14 protein-coding genes are annotated in these 18,671 nt (G+C 59.4%); 5 read left to right on the top strand and 9 right to left on the bottom strand.

Translation table 11 applies throughout. The features are described from left to right. Positions 1 to 313 precede the first annotated feature (313 nt). Together J4D25_RS10990 and J4D25_RS10985 are read left to right on the top strand one after the other, a co-directional pair. The gene (locus J4D25_RS10990; RefSeq protein ID WP_057716453.1) at positions 314 to 1,897 is read left to right on the top strand and encodes a peptide chain release factor 3; all 1,584 of its coding nucleotides are present in this window, start codon (positions 314 to 316) and stop codon (positions 1,895 to 1,897) included. Positions 1,898 to 2,235: 338 nt separating this feature from the next. Then, positions 2,236 to 2,490: a hypothetical protein gene (locus J4D25_RS10985; protein ID WP_057716452.1), complete on the top strand. Its 255-nt coding sequence runs from the start codon at positions 2,236 to 2,238 to the stop codon at positions 2,488 to 2,490. 195 nt (positions 2,491 to 2,685) lie between these two features. Here J4D25_RS10985 and J4D25_RS10980 read toward each other — a convergent pair whose 3' ends face one another. The 9 genes from J4D25_RS10980 to J4D25_RS10940 all read right to left on the bottom strand — a co-directional run bounded on the left by J4D25_RS10980 (position 2,686) and on the right by J4D25_RS10940 (position 14,627). Beyond that, on the bottom strand, positions 2,686 to 3,666 hold the full coding sequence (locus J4D25_RS10980) for a peptide ABC transporter ATP-binding protein (protein WP_057716451.1): 981 nt from the start codon (positions 3,664 to 3,666) through the stop codon (positions 2,686 to 2,688). Beyond that, complete coding sequence (locus J4D25_RS10975; protein WP_057716450.1) at positions 3,666 to 4,634, bottom strand: ABC transporter ATP-binding protein; 969 nt, start codon at positions 4,632 to 4,634, stop codon at positions 3,666 to 3,668. The genes J4D25_RS10980 and J4D25_RS10975 overlap by 1 nt, the downstream gene beginning before the upstream one ends. A 10-nt stretch (positions 4,635 to 4,644) precedes the next feature. Then, positions 4,645 to 5,556 carry an ABC transporter permease subunit gene (locus tag J4D25_RS10970; RefSeq protein ID WP_057716449.1) on the bottom strand — a complete coding sequence of 304 codons (912 nt, stop codon included), beginning with the start codon at positions 5,554 to 5,556 and terminating at the stop codon, positions 4,645 to 4,647. Between the two features lie 10 nt (positions 5,557 to 5,566). Further along, positions 5,567 to 6,577, bottom strand: a complete 1,011-nt coding sequence (locus tag J4D25_RS10965; protein WP_008051717.1) for an ABC transporter permease subunit — start codon at positions 6,575 to 6,577, stop codon at positions 5,567 to 5,569. Positions 6,578 to 6,649: 72 nt separating this feature from the next. Next, the gene (locus tag J4D25_RS10960; protein ID WP_057716448.1) at positions 6,650 to 8,245 is read right to left on the bottom strand and encodes an ABC transporter substrate-binding protein; all 1,596 of its coding nucleotides are present in this window, start codon (positions 8,243 to 8,245) and stop codon (positions 6,650 to 6,652) included. 78 nt (positions 8,246 to 8,323) lie between these two features. Continuing rightward, entirely contained in the window at positions 8,324 to 9,757 is a 1,434-nt protein-coding gene (locus tag J4D25_RS10955; protein WP_057716447.1) for an OprD family porin, read from the bottom strand. A gap of 174 nt (positions 9,758 to 9,931) precedes the next feature. Then, on the bottom strand, positions 9,932 to 11,533 hold the full coding sequence (locus tag J4D25_RS10950) for an ABC transporter substrate-binding protein (protein ID WP_057716446.1): 1,602 nt from the start codon (positions 11,531 to 11,533) through the stop codon (positions 9,932 to 9,934). A gap of 303 nt (positions 11,534 to 11,836) precedes the next feature. Continuing rightward, positions 11,837 to 13,462: an ABC transporter substrate-binding protein gene (locus tag J4D25_RS10945; protein WP_057716445.1), complete on the bottom strand. Its 1,626-nt coding sequence runs from the start codon at positions 13,460 to 13,462 to the stop codon at positions 11,837 to 11,839. 448 nt (positions 13,463 to 13,910) lie between these two features. Beyond that, positions 13,911 to 14,627, bottom strand: a complete 717-nt coding sequence (locus J4D25_RS10940; protein WP_057716444.1) for an SIMPL domain-containing protein — start codon at positions 14,625 to 14,627, stop codon at positions 13,911 to 13,913. A gap of 372 nt (positions 14,628 to 14,999) precedes the next feature. On the opposite strand from J4D25_RS10940, the gene J4D25_RS10935 reads away from it, so the two are divergent. From J4D25_RS10935 to J4D25_RS10925, 3 genes are all read left to right on the top strand, one after another. Continuing rightward, on the top strand, positions 15,000 to 16,262 hold the full coding sequence (locus J4D25_RS10935) for an ATP-binding protein (RefSeq protein ID WP_057716443.1): 1,263 nt from the start codon (positions 15,000 to 15,002) through the stop codon (positions 16,260 to 16,262). Further along, positions 16,255 to 16,815 (top strand): response regulator transcription factor, encoded by a 561-nt coding sequence (locus J4D25_RS10930; protein ID WP_007973041.1) that lies wholly within the window; start codon positions 16,255 to 16,257, stop codon positions 16,813 to 16,815. Before J4D25_RS10935 ends, J4D25_RS10930 begins: the two co-directional genes overlap by 8 nt. A gap of 97 nt (positions 16,816 to 16,912) precedes the next feature. Continuing rightward, on the top strand, positions 16,913 to 18,640 hold the full coding sequence (locus tag J4D25_RS10925; protein WP_057716442.1) for an ABC transporter ATP-binding protein/permease: 1,728 nt from the start codon (positions 16,913 to 16,915) through the stop codon (positions 18,638 to 18,640). Positions 18,641 to 18,671 lie beyond the last annotated feature (31 nt).

Genomic DNA, 18,671 nt, shown 5'->3' with positions numbered 1-18,671 from the left:
CGCGAAAAACTTCAAGACAATGCGTACCTTCAGGTACCCAGCATTATCGTTGACGTCCATCGCGAGCAGGCTCGCTCCTACAGGGGGAAACGCACGGCAATCGAGCCATGAGCACAGCCTCGTCAGGCCGAATTGCAGGTGTTTCAAGCCCCCGACGAGTGGTCGTTACGGGGGAGTGGACGTCTCCGTGCCTTAAAAGGTTCCCATCTGAAGCAGCATTTGGCCACCCCTAATGTGCTCAACGGTTCGGTTCTTGGATCAACTTGGGCTATAATCTGCGCCCTTTTTTGAATCACCTGCCAGGCGATTTCCCATGACCAAACAGGCCGCCGAAGTCGCGAAACGCCGCACTTTCGCCATTATTTCCCACCCCGATGCCGGTAAGACCACCATCACCGAGAAGCTCCTGCTGATGGGCAAGGCGATTGCGGTAGCCGGTACGGTGAAATCTCGTAAATCCGATCGCCATGCCACCTCCGACTGGATGGAAATGGAAAAGCAGCGGGGTATCTCCATTACCACGTCGGTCATGCAGTTCCCGTATCGCGAACACATGATCAACCTGCTCGACACCCCGGGCCACGAAGACTTCTCCGAAGATACCTATCGCACCCTGACGGCGGTGGACTCGGCGTTGATGGTTCTCGACGGCGGTAAAGGTGTAGAGCCTCGGACCATCGCCCTGATGGACGTCTGCCGTCTGCGTGACACGCCGATCGTCAGTTTCATCAACAAACTCGACCGTGACATCCGCGACCCGATCGAACTGCTCGACGAAATCGAAGCCGTCCTCAAGATCAAGGCTGCGCCGATCACCTGGCCGATTGGTTGCTACCGTGACTTCAAAGGCGTGTATCACCTCGCCGATGACTACATCATCGTGTACACCGCCGGTCACGGCCACGAACGCACCGAAACCAGGATCATCGAGAAGCTCGACTCCGATGAAGCCCGCGCCCACCTGGGTGACGAGTACGAACGTTTCATCGAGCAGCTGGAACTGGTGCAGGGCGCCTGCCACGAGTTCAACCAGCAGGAGTTCCTCGACGGTCAACTGACTCCGGTGTTCTTCGGTACGGCACTGGGCAACTTCGGTGTCGACCACGTCCTCGACGCCGTCGTTGATTGGGCGCCGCGTCCACTGGCACGCGTGGCCAACGAGCGCACCGTGGAGCCGGTGGAAGAGAAGTTCTCGGGTTTCATCTTCAAGATCCAGGCGAACATGGACCCGAAACACCGCGACCGCATCGCCTTCATGCGTATCTGCTCCGGCAAGTACGAAAAAGGCATGAAGATGCGCCACGTGCGCACCGGCAAGGACGTGCGGATCGGCGACGCGCTGACCTTCTTCTCCTCCGAGCGTGAGCAACTGGAAGAAGCGTTTGCCGGCGACATCATCGGCCTGCACAACCACGGCACCATCCAGATCGGCGACACCTTCAGCGAAGGCGAAGTCCTGGGTTTCACCGGCATTCCACACTTCGCCCCGGAACTGTTCCGTCGCGTACGCCTGAAAGATCCGCTGAAATCCAAGCAACTGCGCCAGGGCCTGCAACAACTGGCCGAAGAAGGCGCGACCCAGGTGTTTTTCCCGGAACGCAGCAACGACATCATCCTCGGCGCCGTCGGTGTGCTGCAGTTCGATGTGGTCGCCAGCCGTTTGAAAGAGGAATACAAGGTCGAGTGCTCCTACGAGCCGATCACTGTTTACTCTGCGCGCTGGATCGAATGCAGCGACAAGAAGAAGCTTGAGGAATTCTCCAACAAGGCTGTGGAAAACCTGGCGCTGGACGGCGGTGGTCACCTGACCTACCTCGCACCGACGCGGGTCAACCTGGCCCTGATGGAAGAGCGCTGGCCGGACGTGAAATTCCGTGCGACCCGTGAGCATCATTAAGCGCTGAGTTGCAAAATCCAAAAGCCCCGTTGCGAAAGCTGCGGGGCTTTTTGTTGCCTGGCGCAATTCCCTGTAGGAGCGAGCTTGCTCGCGATGATTCCAGCCGTGCTGTATTTATCCAGACAGAGCGCGTCATCGCTAGCATCCATCGCGAGCAGGCTCGCTCCAACAGGGGGCTTCGGTGTTAGTTGAGTTGTGAATAACCCCTATTCCAAACCAGTCTCCAAACCCGCTGCATTTTCCCCTGCCAGATAGCGTCCAATCTGGAGAACCCGGCTGATCGGAACTAGATTTGACTCAGCACCAGACAGGCACTCAACGAAAGGAAGGAATCGGCTATGAACAGGTTGTTTCGCGTTTTACTGCTGTTGAAGGTGATGGTGATGCTCTCGCTCGGAGCTTCGACGGCGTGGGCCGAGTGTATCGATCACGGGGAGCAGGCTTCGAGCGGGCAGGCGGGTTATGCGGGGTTGATGATTGCCAAGTCTGAATCGGAACCGGGAGATCAGGGGCAGGGCGGTGCGGACAACGACGATGACTCGACCACCGACGAACCGGACTCCGATGAGGAAGAGGGCGACAGCCAGACGTAGTCGCTCTATTGCAGGCAAAAGAAAACCCCTTCTACCTGAGTGATGCGCATTCGAGGCAGAAGGGGTTTGGTTAACGCGTAATTACTTGAGCTACTCAATCCCTGTGGGAGCGGGCTTGCTCGCGAAAGCGATCTGTCAGTCGACTTTGAGGTTGACTGGAATGACGCCTTCGCGAGCAAGCCCGCTCCCACATTTTTATGCCGCGCCGTCGAGGAATTGCTCGGCGTAGTGGCAAGCCACCTGGCGGCCGGCGATCAGGCGCAGGGCCGGCTCTTCAGTGCTGCAACGCTCGGTGGCGTACGGGCAGCGCTTGTGGAAGGCGCAGCCGGACGGCGGGTTCAGCGGGTTGGGCAATTCGCCTACGATCTTGATTTTCGGCTTGTCCGGATCCGGGTGGATGGCCGGCGTCGCCGACAGCAGCGCCTGGGTGTAGGGGTGCAGAGGTCGGGAGTAAATGTCCTCTTTCGTGCCCATTTCCACCGGGCGACCGAGATACATCACCATCACATGGTCGGCAACGTGGCGTACCACTGCCAGGTTGTGGGAGATGAACACATAGGCGGTGTTGAACTCTTGCTGCAAATCCATGAACAGGTTGAGCACCTGTGCCTGAATCGACACGTCCAGTGCCGAGGTCGGTTCGTCCGCCACCAGCACTTTCGGTTGCAGCATCATCGCGCGGGCCAGGGCGATCCGCTGGCGCTGACCACCGGAGAACATGTGCGGATAACGCTGATAGTGCTCGGGACGCAAGCCCACCTGCTTCATCATCGCCTGGACTTTCTCGCGACGTTCCGCGGCGCTCAGGTTGGTGTTGATCAATAACGGCTCTGCAAGCTGATCACCGACTTTCTGCCGAGGGTTCAACGAGGCGTACGGGCTCTGGAACACCATCTGCACGTCTTTGCGCAGTTGCTTGCGCTGGGCCTTGTCGGCACCGGCGACTTCCTGCCCGGCAATTTTCAAGGAGCCGGAGGACGGCTCTTCGATCAGGGTCAGGGCACGGGCCAGGGTGGATTTGCCGCAACCCGACTCGCCTACGACAGCGAGGGTCTTGCCGGCTTCCAGTTCGAACGACACGCCGTTGAGGGCGCGCACGGTGGCGTGACCCTTGAACAGGCCTCGGGACACCTCGTAGTGACGGGTCAGGTCGCGGGCGGTAAGAACGACGGCCATTACGCCACCTCCTGGTTCAGCGGGTAGAAGCAGCGAGCGAGGCTGTTGCTTTTCTGGTCAAGGGCCGGACGTTGTTGACGGCAGTTGTCTTTCACGTACGGGCAGCGTGGCGACAGCAGGCAACCTTGCGGGCGGTCGTAGCGACCGGGAACGATGCCCGGCAGGGTCGACAGGCGCGAGGCACCCAGGCTGTGTTCCGGAATTGCCTTGAGCAACGCTTCGCTGTACGGGTGTGCCGGAATGTCGAACAGTTGCGGCACCTGGCCGACTTCGACCGCCTGGCCGGCGTACATCACGCACACGCGCTGGGCGGTTTCGGCCACGACGGCGAGGTCGTGGGTGATCAGCACCAGGCCCATGTTCTGCTCTTTCTGCAACGCCAGCAGCAGGTCCATGATTTGCGCCTGGATGGTTACGTCCAGCGCCGTGGTCGGTTCGTCGGCGATCAGCAGTTTCGGTTCGCCGGCAATCGCCATGGCAATCGCGACACGTTGGCTCATGCCACCGGACAGTTGATGCGGGTAGGCGTCCATACGGCTGGCGGCACCCGGGATTTCAACTTTTTCCAGCAGTTCGATGGCGCGCTTGCGGGCAGCCTTGCCGGACATTTTCAGGTGCAGGCGCAGCACTTCTTCAATCTGGAAACCGACGGTGTAGCTCGGGTTCAGGGCAGTCATCGGATCCTGGAAGACCATGGACAGGTCTTTACCGACGATCTGGCGACGCTGGCGATTGTTGAGCTTGAGCATGTTCTTGCCGTCGAAATTCAGGGCGTCAGCGGTGACGATCCCCGGATGCTCGATCAGGCCCATCAGCGCCATCATGGTCACGGACTTGCCGGAACCGGACTCGCCAACGATGGCCAGCACTTCGCCCTTGTCCACTTGCAGGTCGAGGCCATCGACGACTGGCGTGGCGTTTTTGTCGCCGAAGCGAACATTGAGATTCTTGATTTCTAGCAGTGACATGGGAATCTCCTCAGGCGGCGTTCTTGAGTTTCGGGTCCAGCGCATCGCGCAGGCCGTCGCCCATCAGGTTGATTGCCAGCACGCTGAGCAAAATGGTCAGACCAGGCAGGCTCACTACCCACCAGGCGCGTTCGATGTAGTCGCGGGCCGAAGCCAGCATGGTGCCCCACTCAGGGGTTGGCGGTTGTACGCCAAGGCCGAGGAAGCCCAGTGCGGCGGCATCGAGGATCGCCGAGGAGAAGCTCAGGGTGGCCTGAACGATCAGCGGCGCCATGCAATTAGGCAGCACGGTGACGAACATCAGGCGCGGCAGACCGGCACCGGCCAGGCGCGCGGCGGTCACGTAGTCGCGGTTCAGTTCGCCCATCACCGCAGCGCGGGTCAGACGAACGTAGGACGGCAAGGACACCACGGCGATGGCGATCACGGTATTGATCAGGCCAGGGCCGAGGATGGCGACGATCGCCACGGCCAGCAGCAGGGACGGCAGGGCCAGCATGATGTCCATCAGACGCATGATGCTCGGGCCAAGTATGCGCGGGAAGAACCCGGCGAACAGACCCAGCAGGATCCCCGGGATCAGCGACATCACCACCGACGACAAACCGATCAGCAACGATAGGCGCGAGCCCTGGATCAGGCGCGACAGCAGGTCGCGACCCAGTTCGTCGGTGCCGAGCAGGAACTGCATCTGTCCACCTTCCAGCCAGGCCGGCGGGGTCAGCAGGAAATCACGGTATTGCTCGCTCGGGTCGTGAGGGGCAACCCACGGGGCGAAGATGGCGCAGAAAATCACCAGCAGCATGAACATCAGGCCAGCGACGGCACCTTTGTTCTTGGAAAACGCTTGCCAGAATTCTTTGTACGGAGACGGGTACAGCAGGCTTTGATCGACTGCTACCGATGGAATTGGAGTGGTCATGGTCATGATCTCAGCGCTGATGACGGATGCGTGGGTTGGCAAAGCCGTAGAGGATGTCCACTACGAAGTTGACCACAATCACCAGGCAGGCGATTAACAGGATGCCGTTTTGCACAACGGGATAATCCCGGGCGCCAATGGCTTCGATCAGCCATTTGCCGATGCCGGGCCACGAGAAGATGGTTTCGGTCAGGACCGCACCGGCCAGCAGGGTGCCGACTTGCAGGCCGACCACGGTGAGTACCGGGATCAGAGCGTTGCGCAGGCCGTGTACGAACACCACGCGTGCCGGCGACAAACCTTTGGCCTTGGCGGTGCGGATGTAGTCTTCACGCAGCACTTCGAGCATCGATGAACGGGTCATCCGCGCGATCACTGCCAGCGGAATGGTGCCGAGCACAATGGCCGGCAGGATCAGGTGGTGCAGGGCGTCGAAGAAGGCGTCCGGCTCGTCGGCCAGCAGCGTATCGATCAGCATGAAGCCGGTGCGTGGCTCGATGTCATACAGCAGGTCGATGCGCCCGGATACCGGGGTCCAGCCCAGACTTACCGAGAAGAACATGATCAGGATCAGGCCCCACCAGAAAATCGGCATCGAGTATCCCGCCAGGGAGACACCCATCACTCCATGGTCGAACAGGGACCCTCGCTTGAGTGCCGCGATCACCCCGGCCAGAAGGCCCAGGATGCCGGCGAACAACAGGGCGGCCATGGACAGTTCCAGGGTCGCGGGGAACAGGGAGGTGAATTCGCTCCACACGCTTTCACGGGTACGCAGGGATTCCCCGAGATCGCCGTGGGCCAGCTTGCCGATGTAATCCAGGTACTGGGCATACAGGGGTTTGTTCAGACCTAGGCGTTCCATTGCCTGAGCGTGCATTTCTGGATCGACCCTACGTTCTCCCATCATGACTTCTACGGGGTCGCCCGGGATCATGCGAATCAACGCGAAAGTCAGCAAGGTGATGCCGAAGAACGTGGGGATCAGTAACCCCAGTCGGCGGGCAATAAAACTAAACATCGTGTGTTGTACCTCATCAGCCGGTTAGGCGTGCCCGGCATGCCTGGGTCAGGAATGCCGGGAGTTTTCTTATTACTTCACCTGGGTGGTGGCGAAGTTATTCGTGGTGAGGGGGCTAATGTGATAGCCCTCTACGTTGTTGCGCATTGCGGTAAACATTCTAGTGTGCGCCATGCTGATCCACGGCTGGTCCTGGTTGAAAATAACCTGGGCCTGTTCGTAGAGCGCTGCGCGTTCGGCCGGATCGGTTTTTTCCCGGGCCTGGTCGAGCAGCGCCTGGAACTTGTCATTGCACCAGCGTGCGTAGTTTTCTCCGTTCTTGGCCGCTTCACAACTGAGCATAGGCGTCAGGAAGTTATCCGGGTCGCCGTTATCACCCGCCCATCCGGCGGAAACCATGTCGTGCTCGCCGTTTTTGGCGCGTTTGAGCATTTCGCCCCATTCCATCACACGGATGTCGATCTTGATCCCGACCTTGGCCAGGTCGGCTTGCATCATCTGCGCGCCGAGCATCGGGTTCGGGTTGGTCGGACCGCCACCGTTGCGGGTGAACAGGGTGAAGGTGGTGCCTTCCGGTACGCCGGCTTCCTTGAGCAGGGCGCGAGCCTTGTCCAGATCACGGGCCGGGTTTTTCAGGCTGTGGTTGTAGCCCAGCAGGGTGTCCGGGTACGGGTTGACCGCGGCGGTCGCATTGCCCTTGCCGAACAACGCATTGACGTATGCCTCTTTGTCGAAGGCGATGTCGATGGCTTTGCGCACCCGCACATCACTCATATATTTGTGCGTGGTGTTCATGGCGATGTAGGAAACGGTCATCGCGTTCAGTTCATCGACTTTTAGCTTGTCGTCTTTCTTGATGCTCGGAATGTCATCCGGCTTCGGATAGAGCGCGACCTGGCACTCGTTGGCCTTGAGCTTCTGCAGGCGCACGTTGTTGTCGGTGGCGATGGCCAGGATCAACGCATCGGCTGGCGGTTTGCCACGGAAGTAGTCCGGGTTGGCCTTGAAGCGGACCTGGGCGTCCTTGTTGTAGCGCTGGAAGACGAACGGGCCAGTGCCGATCGGCTTGTTGTTCAGGTCGCCGGTCTTGTTCGCTTTGAGCAACAGGTCGGCGTACTCGGCGGAGTAGATCGAGGAGAACGCCATGGCGATGTCGGCCAGAAACGGTGCTTCGCGACGGGTCAGGGTGAACTTGACCGTGTTGTCGTCGACTTTCTCGACGCTCTTGAGCAGTTCCTTGAAGCCCATGCTTTCAAAGTACGGGAAGCCCACGCTCGACAGCTTGTGCCACGGATGATTCGGGTCCAGCTGACGCTGGAAGCTCCAGACCACGTCGTCGGCATTCATGTCGCGGGTCGGCTTGAAGTATTCGGTGGTGTGGAACTTTACGCCTTTACGCAGATGGAACGTGTAGGTCAGGCCGTCTTCGCTGATGTCCCAGGAGTCGGCCAGTGCCGGAATCACGTCGGTGGTGCCGGGCTTGAAGTCTGCCAGGCGATTGAAGATGGTTTCGGCCACGGCATCGGCGGTGACTGCAGTCGTGTACTGGACCATGTCGAAGCCTTCGGGGCTGGCTTCCGTGCAAACCACCAGGGGCTTGGCCGAAACACCGACAGCGACACTGAGCAACGCGGCCGCGATGGCCGCACGTAGGGGAAGCATTTTCATCAAGAACCCTCTGCAATCAGTTAAAGGACAAAAGCCGAACGGCCGATTCGTCACTGAATCAGCCGTTCGGCACGGGCATTACAGGATGTTGAACGGAACCGTGGTCACGAGGCGGAACTCGTTGATGCTGCCGTCAGCCTGGTTTTCGCTGGCACGGTGAGCGGTGTAGGTGCCGCGAATCGTGGTGGCCTTGAGCGGGCCGCTCTGCACGGCGTAGGTCGCGCCGATGCCGTATTCATAATGGTGTTCGCCATCCTGGGACTGGATGCCGTCGTAACCCTTGCCTGCCACGCCGCCGTTGCCGGTGTAGTGAGTACCGTCGATACCCCAGCCGCGAGCCTGGTAGATGTTGAACTTCAGGCCTGGTACGCCGTATTCGGCCATGTTCAGACCGTAGGCAACCTGGAACGATTTTTCGTTCGGGCCGTTGAAGTCCGACAACAGGGAGTTGGCCAGGTAGATGCCGTTGGTTTCGTGCAGGTAGTCGAAGTACTCGTTACCGTTCACTTCCTGGTACGAGAAGGTCAGGGTGTGGGCCTGGTGGGTCAGGCCGAACGACAGCGAGTAGGTGTCGTTGTCGATGTCGCCGATCAGGGCTTTACCGGTTTCCTTGGTTTTGTAGTAGTTCAGGCCGGTGGTCAGGCTCAGTACCTGGCTGTCGCCCAGTACGTGAGAGGCGCCGAAGTAGTACTGGTTCCAGATATCTTCAGCCTGGGTCGCCCAGAGGCTGGTGGTCAGGCTGGCGAACGGGTTGTAGGTGATACCGCCGGTGTAGACGTGGTCGGTTTCGACGATGCCGTTTGCGTATTCGGTGCGGAATTTGCGCTGGCTTTCTTCGGTACGCGGTGAGTTGCGGTCGAAGGTGGCCAGGTCGAAGGCCAGGTTGTTCAGCTCTTCGCTGTGGAGGGCCACGCCCTGGAAGCTCGAAGGCAGTGCACGGTTACCGATCACGTCGACCATCGGGCTGCTGAAGTTCATGCGGCCGGCGGTCAGGGTGCTGTTGGAGACACGAGCCTTGACGTTGGCCAGGCCCAGTTTGCTCCACTGGCCTTGAGCGTCGCCGCCCTCTTTGGTCAGGGTACGGTTGTTGCCCGCGCCTGGACGAGTGCCCGGTGCGCCGCCGTTGTTGGACGCCAGGTCTTTGCGGTCCTGGTCCAGTGCGATGGCGTTGTACGCCGCTACCTCAGTGCTGAAGCCAACGGTGCCTTCGGTGAAGCCCGAGTTGTACTTGAGGATGGTGCCCTGGACCCAGTTGATCCGGCGATCGGTCGGGGTCGAAACGCCGTCTTTCTTGTAGGCGAACTTTGCGCCGCGTTGCAGTTGTTCGTTGGCGTACCAGTTGCGCGTGGTGCCGGTGATCGACTGGCCTTCGATAAAGCCGGTGGCTTCGCTTTGGGCGCTTTTCTCGTTCACGGTAACCGGGGTGAAAGCCTGGCTTTGGGTTTCTGCGTAAGCCGTGGCGGTTACGCTGCTGATGGCCATGGCCAATAACGCGGTGCTGCTCAGTTTCATGGGTAAAGCTCCTTACTTTCTTTTTTTTATGCCGGTCTTTTTTTGTGATCCGGCTATTGGTTTAGAACTCATTCACGGCATCGCAAACGTTTGCTGTCAGCCAAATTGGCAAAAGACGGCAAAGCGTCTGCGTGAGGGCGGAAAATCCGCCCTCCGGCATTTCTGGCTAATCGGTTATTTTTCTATGCTGACACCCGAGAAAACATTGCGACCGAACGGGCTCACCTTGAACCCTTCGATTTTGGCGCTTAGCGGCTGGTTGACCGTCGAGTGGGCGACTGGCGTCATCGGCACTTGCTGCTTGAGCAATTGCTGCGCCTGTTTGTAGAGCAGGGTGCGCTGGTCGCGGTCGGTGACGACCTTGGCCTGTTTGATCAGCTTGTCGTAAGCCGGATCACACCACATCGAGTAGTTGTTGCCGCCAATGGCGTCACAGCTGTAGAGCGTGCCCAGCCAGTTGTCCGGGTCACCGTTGTCGCCGGTCCAGCCGATCAGGCTGATGTCGTGTTCGCCATTCTTGGTGCGCTTGATGTACTCGCCCCACTCATAACTGACGATCTTGACCTTGAGGCCGATCTTCGCCCAGTCAGCCTGGAGCATCTCGGCCATCAACTTGGCGTTGGGGTTGTACGGACGCTGGACCGGCATGGCCCAGAGGGTGATTTCGGTGCCTTCCTTGACGCCGGCAGCCTTGAGCAATTCCTTGGCTTTTTCCGGGTTATAGGCGGCGTCCTTGATAGTCTCGTCGTAGGACCATTGGGTCGGCGGCATGGCGTTTACCGCCAGTTGCCCCGCGCCCTGGTAGACGGCATTGAGAATGCCTTGCTTGTTCACCGCCATGTCCAGCGCCTGGCGTACTTCAAGCTGGTCGAACGGTTTGTGGCGCACGTTGTAGGCGATGTAACCGAGGTTGAAACCGGGCTTTTCGATCAGTTGCAGGGCCGTGTCGTTCTTCAGTGCGGGCACATCGGCAGGGCGCGGGTGCAGGGTGATCTGGCACTCGCCGGCCTTGAGTTTCTGCACGCGCACCGAGGCGTCGGTGTTGATGGCGAAAATCAGGTTATCGAGCTTGACCCGGTCAGGGGCCCAGTAATGCTTGTTGCCGGTGTAACGGATGTTCGAGTCTTTCTGGTAGCTCTTGAACACGAACGGCCCGGTGCCGATCGGCTTCTGGTTGATGTCGCTCGGCTTGCCTTCGGCCAGCAGCTTGTCGGCGTATTCGGCCGAAAGGATGGCGGCGAAGCTCATGGCGATGTTCTGGATGAACGCGGCGTCCACGCTATTGAGCGTAAAGACCACGGTCAGTGGCCCGGTCTTTTCGACCTTGGCGATGTTCTTGTTCAGGCTCATGCCGTTGAAGTACGGAAACTCTGTCGGATAAGCCTTACGGAAAGGTTGCTGCGGGTCGAGCATGCGATTGAAGGTGAACAGCACGTCATCGGCATTGAAGTCTCGGGTCGGCGTGAAGTATTTGGTGGTATGAAACTTCACCCCTTCGCGCAGGTGAAACGTGTATTTGAGGCCGTCCTCGGAAATATCCCAGCTCGTGGCCAGGCCCGGTACGACGTTGGTCGCGCCTTTTTCGAACTCAGCCAACCGGTTGTACAGCGGCTCGGCGGCGTCGTTGTCGGTCGCAGTGGTGTACTGTGCCGTGTCGAAACCGGCGGGGCTGCCTTCGGAGCAGAACACCAGGCTGTTGTTGGCGGCCTGGCTGATGGAAGTGGCGGCCAACAGGCCGGTGCCCAGCAATGCGGATAAAACCAAGGTATGGCGCATAACGCTCCCTTCTCTCTCAAAGTGTTTTCAATGAGTCGCCGTCCCGTCCGCGGACGTAGAGGCATCACTGATTTCAAGCCATGCGCGCAGCATTAACCGATGACCCACGCGTGCACTGGTCAGATCCCGACGGTATGAGCCACGGGTCCGGCAGTAAATGCGTAGAGTCCTAAAGACTCGTAGGAAATGGCAACGCGTCCTCGCCCGATGCTGTAGTCAGCTGCGGACTAGGGTGTAGGCGAATTCCTGCTTTCTCGGAAGATAAAGCAACGGCGACGTCAGGAACGTCGCCGTTGCAAAACCTTATTTGCTGACGCTGACGCCGTAGAAGGAGTTCAAGCCAAATGGGCTGATCTTGAAGTCCTGCACGTTGGCGCGCATGGGTTGGAACACCGTCGAGTGAGCGATAGGTGTCATAGGCACAGCGTCCTTGAGGACGTGTTGCGCCTGTTTGTACAGCTCGGTGCGTTTGCCTTGGTCCGAAGTGCGCTTGGCTTGCTTGACGATGTCGTCAAACTTCTTGTCGCACCATTTGGAGAAGTTGTTGCCTTCCAGCGAATCGCAGCCGAACAGCACGTTCAGCCAGTTGTCCGGGTCACCGTTGTCGCCGCTCCAGCCAATCAGCATCGCGCCGTTCTCGCCGCCCTTGGAGCGCTTGATGTACTCGCCCCACTCGTAGCTCTGGATCTTGACCTTGAGGCCGATCTTGGCCCAGTCGGACTGCAGCATTTCTGCCATCAGCTTGGCGTTCGGGTTGTACGGACGCTGAACCGGCATCGCCCACAGGACGATTTCGGTACCTTCCTTGACGCCGGCTTCCTTGAGCAGCTCCTTGGCTTTCTCGGGATCGTACTTGGCGTCCTTGATGGTGGTGTCGTAGGACCACTGGGTCGGCGGCATGGCGTTGACCGCCAGTTGGCCAGCGCCCTGGTAAACGGAGTCGATGATCTGCTGCTTGTTGACGGCCATGTCCATGGCCTGGCGCACTTTCAACTGCGACATCGGGTTTGGTTTGTCGTCGCCCTTGATCTTGTCCATCACGTTGTAGGCGATGTAGCCCAGGTTGAACCCGGCCTGCTCAGGCATCTTCAAGGACTTGTCTTCCTTGAGCGCCTTCAGGTCGGCCGGACGAGGGAACAGGGTGACCTGGCACTCGTTCTTCTTCAGCTTCTGGATGCGTACCGACGGGTCGGTGGTGATGGCGAAGATCAGGTTGTCGATCTTCACGTCGTCAGGCTTCCAGTAGTCCTTGTTCCCTGTGTAGCGGATGTTGGAGTCTTTCTGGTAGCTCTTGAACACGAACGGGCCGGTGCCGACCGGCTTCTGGTTGATGTCGGCGGCCTTGCCTTCCTTGAGCAGCTGGGCAGCGTACTCGGCGGACTGGATCGAGGCGAAGCTCATGGCCATGTTCTGGATGAACGCGGCATCAACGTCCTTGAGGGTGAACTTGACCGTGTGGTCGTCGACTTTATCGATCTTGGTGATGTTGGTATCCATCCCCATGTCGGTGAAGTACGGGAATTCGGTCGGGTACGCTTTGCGGAACGGATCATCCTTGTTAATCATGCGATTAAAGGTGAACAGCACGTCGTCGGCGTTGAACTCACGAGTCGGTTTGAAATACGGGGTAGTGTGGAACTTGACGCCTTCACGCAGGTGGAAGGTGTAGGTCAGGCCGTCATCGGAAACGTCCCACTTGGTCGCCAGCCCAGGAACCACGGCGGTGCCGCCACGTTCGAACTGGGTGAGGCGGTTGAACATGGTTTCTGCAGAGGCGTCGAAGTCGGTTCCGGTGGTGTATTGACCTGGATCGAAACCGGCCGGGCTCCCTTCGGAGCAGAACACCAGGTTAGTCGCTGCTTGGGCGAACGGTGCGCTGGCTAACAAGCTTGCGCCAACTAAGAACGGAATGACCGCGTGTTTAAGCATGGTGGCCTCATGATTTGTTGTCATTTTTGGAATTAGAGGACGACCTCGTGAGTCGTGCCTGCGGATACTTATGCAGGGGCCATACCCAATGCAAGATCCAGAGTGACTACAAGCCTTAAACGGTGGCACGAACGTACCTTAATGTCGCATTTGTATAATTCCTGACGCATTTGACCGTTTGCGCAGCGTTTTTATGGTGCAAATGACGCACTTTTACAGTGCGCTCTTGACTCGGGTTGCTCCCGCGTGGGGCGGGGTGTTACTTATTCATACCCCGGATTGTGGGGTGGGCATGGCGTGAATAAGAGTGGTTATTGTTGTACCGATAGTGGCCAATCGACGGCTTTTCTCGGGGGGACCTATCCAGTTATAGCTCATGCCTGAAAACTGCCAAAAAAAAAACGGCGATCATTTTCATGATCGCCGTTTTTGTTTACGGGCTACCGATTCAAGGCATCAGCACTTCAATCGAGCCATCGGCGGTCATGCTGACCTGGCTGGTGCCGGCCTCGACATCCGGCGTCACCGGTGCGCTGTCCATGGCGGCGGCTTTCATCATCATCGGCGCGCGCATGTAAGGCTGTGGATAACCGTTGCTGTTGAGGTTCAGGTTGACGATTTTGTAGCTCTTGCCGCCAAGGGCGTCGGTGGCCAGTTGGGCGCGGGCCTTGAAGGCGGTCACGGCGTCCTTGAGTAGGGCATCTTCGCTGGCCTTGCGGGTCGGGGTGGCGATGGCGAAGTCCATGCCGCCCATTTTCAGGTCGGTGAGCAGTTCGCCGGTCAGCTTCGACAGCGCAGCGAAGTCCGGGCTTTCCAGGCGCAATTCGGCGCGCTCGCGCCAGCCGGTGATTTTCTGGCCCTTGGTGTCATAGATCGGGTAGCTGTTGCGGCTGCCCTGGCGCAGAGTGATGTCCTTGACTTGCTTGGCCTTGGCCAGCGCCTTGTTCATGGTGGTGCTGACATCGGCGGCGAGTTTGGCCGGGTCGGTGTTCTGTTCTTCGGTGTAGAGGGTCACGATCATCAGGTCGCGGGCCACTTCCTGACTGACTTCGGCGCGCAGGGAAATCTGGTTGTAATGAAGCTCGTCGGCGGCCAGGGCCGGGAGGCTGGCGACGGTGCCAACGCTCAGGGCGAGGACGGCGGCGCTGCGGCGGAATGTGTGCATGAAGGCTCCTTGAAAGGTGCGCAGGGGCATGGTCCGGACCTGCGTGAAACCATCAGACTCTAGCTTTTAAGTTTCGGTTCGCACAGTTACAACTTCTATACAGATGGAACTCAGGTGGCCCTGTGGCGAGGGGGCTTGCCCCCGTTGGACTGCGCAGCAGTCCCAAAACCTGCACCGCGTAATGACAGTTAGACCGCATCGACCTATTTGCGACTGCTTCGCAGCCTAACGGGGGCAAGCCTCCTCGCCACAGTTGTCATCGCCCGCGAAATTATGGGTAGCACTGTGGCCGTTTGCCGCACTTTTGCCTGTCAGCCCCCGCGCTTGGTTATACTCCCTGCGATCCGCCTGGAGCGCTCATCAGGAGAGCTCATGCTCGCCCCCGTTCAAATCACTTCCGCCACTCGCCAGAACCTCTGGCGGCTGACGTTCATCCGCACGTTGGTGCTGGCCGCCCAGGCCGGTTCCGTTGGTCTGGCCTACTGGCTCGAATTGCTGCCACTGCCCTGGTTTCAATTGGCGGCGACGCTCGCATGTTCAATGCTGCTGTGCGTGTTCACGGCCATTCGTCTGCGTACCTCGTGGCCGGTGACCGAGCTCGAATACGCCGTGCAACTGGCCTGCGATCTGTTTATCCACAGCGCATTGCTGTATTTCTCCGGTGGTTCGACCAACCCCTTCGTCTCCTATTACCTGGTGCCGCTGACCATTGCCGCCGTGACCTTGCCGTGGCGTTACTCGGTGATCCTGTCGGGTATAGCGCTGACGATGTACACGCTGTTGCTGGCGCAGTTCTACCCGCTGCAAACCTTCCCGATCGCCCGGGAGAACCTGCAGGTGTACGGAATGTGGCTGAGCTTCGCCCTGGCTGCAGCGGTGATCACGTTTTTCGCCGCGCGCATGGCCGAAGAGCTGCGTCGTCAGGAAGAGTTGCGCGCCATTCGCCGCGAAGAAGGCCTGCGCGATCAGCAACTGCTGGCCGTCGCCACCCAGGCCGCCGGTGCGGCCCATGAACTGGGCACGCCGTTGGCGACCATGAGTGTGCTACTCAAGGAAATGCGCCAGGATCATCATGATCCGATGTTGCAGGACGACCTGAGCGTGCTGCAGGATCAGGTCAAGCTGTGTAAAGAGACCTTGCAGCATCTGGTACGCGCCGCCGAGGCCAATCGCCGGTTGGCGGTGGAGATGCAGGACGTCACCGATTGGCTTGATGAAGCCCTCAATCGCTGGCACCTGATGCGCCCGGAAGCCAGTTATCGCTTCCAGCGCCTCGGCCAGGGCCCGGTCCCCCGGATGGCGCCGCCGCCGGACCTGACCCAGGCTTTGCTGAATCTGTTGAACAACGCTGCCGATGCCTGCCCCGAAGGGCTGCAAGTGACGCTGGACTGGGATTGGGAAAACCTCACCATCAGCATTCGTGACCATGGTGCCGGTGTGCCGCTGGCCATCGCCGAGCAAATCGGCAAGCCGTTTTTTACCACCAAGGGCAAAGGCTTCGGCCTGGGCCTGTTTTTGAGCAAGGCCAGCGTGACACGCGCCGGCGGCTCAGTGAAACTCTACAGTCATGAGGAAGGTGGCACGCTCACCGAGCTGCGCCTGCCCCGTGTCGCCCGAGGAGACGAACATGAGTGAAGAGATCCAAGTCGAAGGCGAAGAACTGCCGCATTTGTTGCTGGTCGATGACGACGCCACATTCACCCGCGTCATGGCCCGCGCCATGGCTCGCCGCGGTTTTCGCGTCAGCACTGCCGGTTCCGCCGAGGAAGGCCTGGAGTTGGCCAAGGCCGATCTGCCGGATTACGCCGCCCTGGACCTGAAGATGGACGGCGATTCCGGCCTGGTGCTGCTGCCCAAGTTGCTGGAAATGGACCCGGAAATGCGCGTGGTAATCCTCACCGGTTACTCGAGCATTGCCACTGCCGTCGAGGCGATCAAGCGCGGTGCCTGCAACTACCTGTGCAAGCCGGCGGACGCCGACGACGTGCTGGCGGCGCTGCTGTCCGAGCACGCCGACCTCGACAGCCTGGTGCCGGAAAACCCGATGTCCGTGGACCGTCTGCAATGGGAGCACATCCAGCGCGTGCTGACGGAACACGAAGGCAACATCTCCGCCACCGCCCGTGCCCTGGGCATGCACCGCCGCACCCTGCAGCGCAAACTGCAGAAGCGTCCCGTTCGCCGCTGAACCTGCGCTGAACGAATGCGGGCCGTATCTCGCGAAAAACCGGACCGATCATCTATGATCGGTTCGTGTGTGTACTTTTTTCTATCGAGCCTTATCCATGAATCAGAACGCTGAGTATTCCGCGGTCAACGACGCTGTGCGCGGGCAGTTTTTTCGCAAAGTGTGGGCGATGATCACGCCTTACTGGCGCAGTGAAGAAAAGGTCAAAGCCTGGACTCTGCTGATCGCCGTGATTGCGCTGTCGCTGATCAGCGTAGGGATCTCGGTGTGGTTCAACACCTGGTACAAGGATTTCTACAACGCGCTGCAACAAAAGGACGAGGAGGCATTCTGGCGGCTGATCCTGTATTTCTGCGGGATTGCTGCGGTGGCGATCGTCGGCGCGGTGTATCGGCTGTACCTGACGCAGATGCTGACGATCCGCTGGCGGGCATGGCTCACCGAAAAGCATTTCACCCGCTGGCTGGGTGACAAAAACTACTACCAGCTGGAGCAGGGCGGTTACACCGATAACCCGGACCAGCGGATTTCCGAAGACCTCAACAACTTCACCTCCAACACCCTTGAGCTGGGTATCGGGCTGCTGCGCAATATCGTCAGCCTGGTGTCGTTCTCGATCATCCTGTGGGGCGTGTCGGGCAGTATTGAAGTATTCGGCATCACCATTCCCGGCTACATGTTCTGGTGCGTGCTGGTTTACGCGGTGGTCGGCAGCTGGTTGACGCATTTGATCGGTCGTCGCCTGATCGGCCTGAACAATCAGCAACAACGCTTTGAAGCTGACCTGCGTTTCTCCATGGTGCGAATTCGCGAGAACGCCGAAAGCATCGCGTTGTACAACGGAGAGCCGAACGAAAACCGCCGGCTGAGCAGCCGCTTCGGGATGGTCTGGCATAACTTCTGGGACATCATGAAGGTGTCCAAGCGCCTGACGTTCTTCACCGCTGGTTACAGCCAGGCCGCGATCATCTTCCCCTTCATGGTTGCCGCCCCGCGTTACCTTTCCGGCAAGATCGAACTGGGCGAACTGATGCAAATCAGCTCGGCGTTCGGCAATGTGCAGGAAAGTTTCAGCTGGTTTATCAGTGCCTACCAGAGCCTCGCTTCCTGGCGCGCCACCTGCGATCGTCTGTTGAGCTTCCACCAGGCCATGCGTGACAACGAAGAACGTGCGCCGGCCATCGACGTCCAGAATTCGGGATCGGTGCTGAAGGTGCACAATCTCGGCCTCGACCTGGCTGAAGGTCGTCACCTGCTGACCAACGCCGACATGACCGTGAAGGAGGGCGAGCGTGTGATGCTCAGCGGTCGTTCCGGCAGCGGCAAATCGACCCTGCTGCGGGCGATGGGGCATCTGTGGCCGACCGGCCACGGCAGTATTCGCCTGCCATCGGCGCGCTACCTGTTCCTGCCGCAAAAACCGTATTTGCCGATTGGCACCCTGCGTGATGTCCTCAGTTATCCACAGCCCGGCGATACCTATCCGAACGAGCGCTACGCGCAGGTGCTGGAAACCTGCCGCTTGCCGCACCTGATTGCCCGTCTCGACGAAGCCAACCACTGGCAGCGCATGTTGTCGCCGGGTGAGCAGCAGCGCCTGGCCTTCGCCCGTGCGCTGCTTTATGCACCGCAATGGCTGTACATGGATGAGGCCACCTCGGCGATGGACGAAGAAGACGAGGCCACGCTTTATCAGGCGCTGATCGACGAGTTGCCGGGGCTGAGCATCGTCAGTGTCGGCCATCGCAGCAGCCTGAAGCGCTTCCACCCTCGGCACATTCGTATCGAGAATGGCCATCTGGTGGACCAGGCTGTGACTGCATAACACCACAATCCCTTGTAGGAGCGAGCTTGCT

Source organism: Pseudomonas sp. GW456-L13 (assembly GCF_017350115.1).
GTDB classification, from domain to species: domain Bacteria; phylum Pseudomonadota; class Gammaproteobacteria; order Pseudomonadales; family Pseudomonadaceae; genus Aquipseudomonas; species Aquipseudomonas jessenii.
This window is presented reverse-complemented; position numbering and strand designations above follow the sequence as displayed.

Bases quoted from the DNA above. Each gene is read 5' to 3' on its own strand.
- J4D25_RS10985 (WP_057716452.1), top strand. From the start codon at position 2,236: ATGAACAGGTTGTTTCGCGTTTTACTGCTGTTGAAGGTGATGGTGATG.
- J4D25_RS10965 (WP_008051717.1), bottom strand. From the start codon at position 6,577: ATGTTTAGTTTTATTGCCCGCCGACTGGGGTTACTGATCCCCACGTTC.
- J4D25_RS10930 (WP_007973041.1), top strand. From the start codon at position 16,255: ATGAGTGAAGAGATCCAAGTCGAAGGCGAAGAACTGCCGCATTTGTTG.
- J4D25_RS10950 (WP_057716446.1), bottom strand. From the start codon at position 11,533: ATGCGCCATACCTTGGTTTTATCCGCATTGCTGGGCACCGGCCTGTTG.
- J4D25_RS10975 (WP_057716450.1), bottom strand. From the start codon at position 4,634: ATGTCACTGCTAGAAATCAAGAATCTCAATGTTCGCTTCGGCGACAAA.
- J4D25_RS10970 (WP_057716449.1), bottom strand. From the start codon at position 5,556: ATGACCACTCCAATTCCATCGGTAGCAGTCGATCAAAGCCTGCTGTAC.
- J4D25_RS10980 (WP_057716451.1), bottom strand. From the start codon at position 3,666: ATGGCCGTCGTTCTTACCGCCCGCGACCTGACCCGTCACTACGAGGTG.
- J4D25_RS10945 (WP_057716445.1), bottom strand. From the start codon at position 13,462: ATGCTTAAACACGCGGTCATTCCGTTCTTAGTTGGCGCAAGCTTGTTA.
- J4D25_RS10960 (WP_057716448.1), bottom strand. From the start codon at position 8,245: ATGAAAATGCTTCCCCTACGTGCGGCCATCGCGGCCGCGTTGCTCAGT.
- J4D25_RS10935 (WP_057716443.1), top strand. From the start codon at position 15,000: ATGCTCGCCCCCGTTCAAATCACTTCCGCCACTCGCCAGAACCTCTGG.
- J4D25_RS10925 (WP_057716442.1), top strand. From the start codon at position 16,913: ATGAATCAGAACGCTGAGTATTCCGCGGTCAACGACGCTGTGCGCGGG.
- J4D25_RS10955 (WP_057716447.1), bottom strand. From the start codon at position 9,757: ATGAAACTGAGCAGCACCGCGTTATTGGCCATGGCCATCAGCAGCGTA.
- J4D25_RS10940 (WP_057716444.1), bottom strand. From the start codon at position 14,627: ATGCACACATTCCGCCGCAGCGCCGCCGTCCTCGCCCTGAGCGTTGGC.
- J4D25_RS10990 (WP_057716453.1), top strand. From the start codon at position 314: ATGACCAAACAGGCCGCCGAAGTCGCGAAACGCCGCACTTTCGCCATT.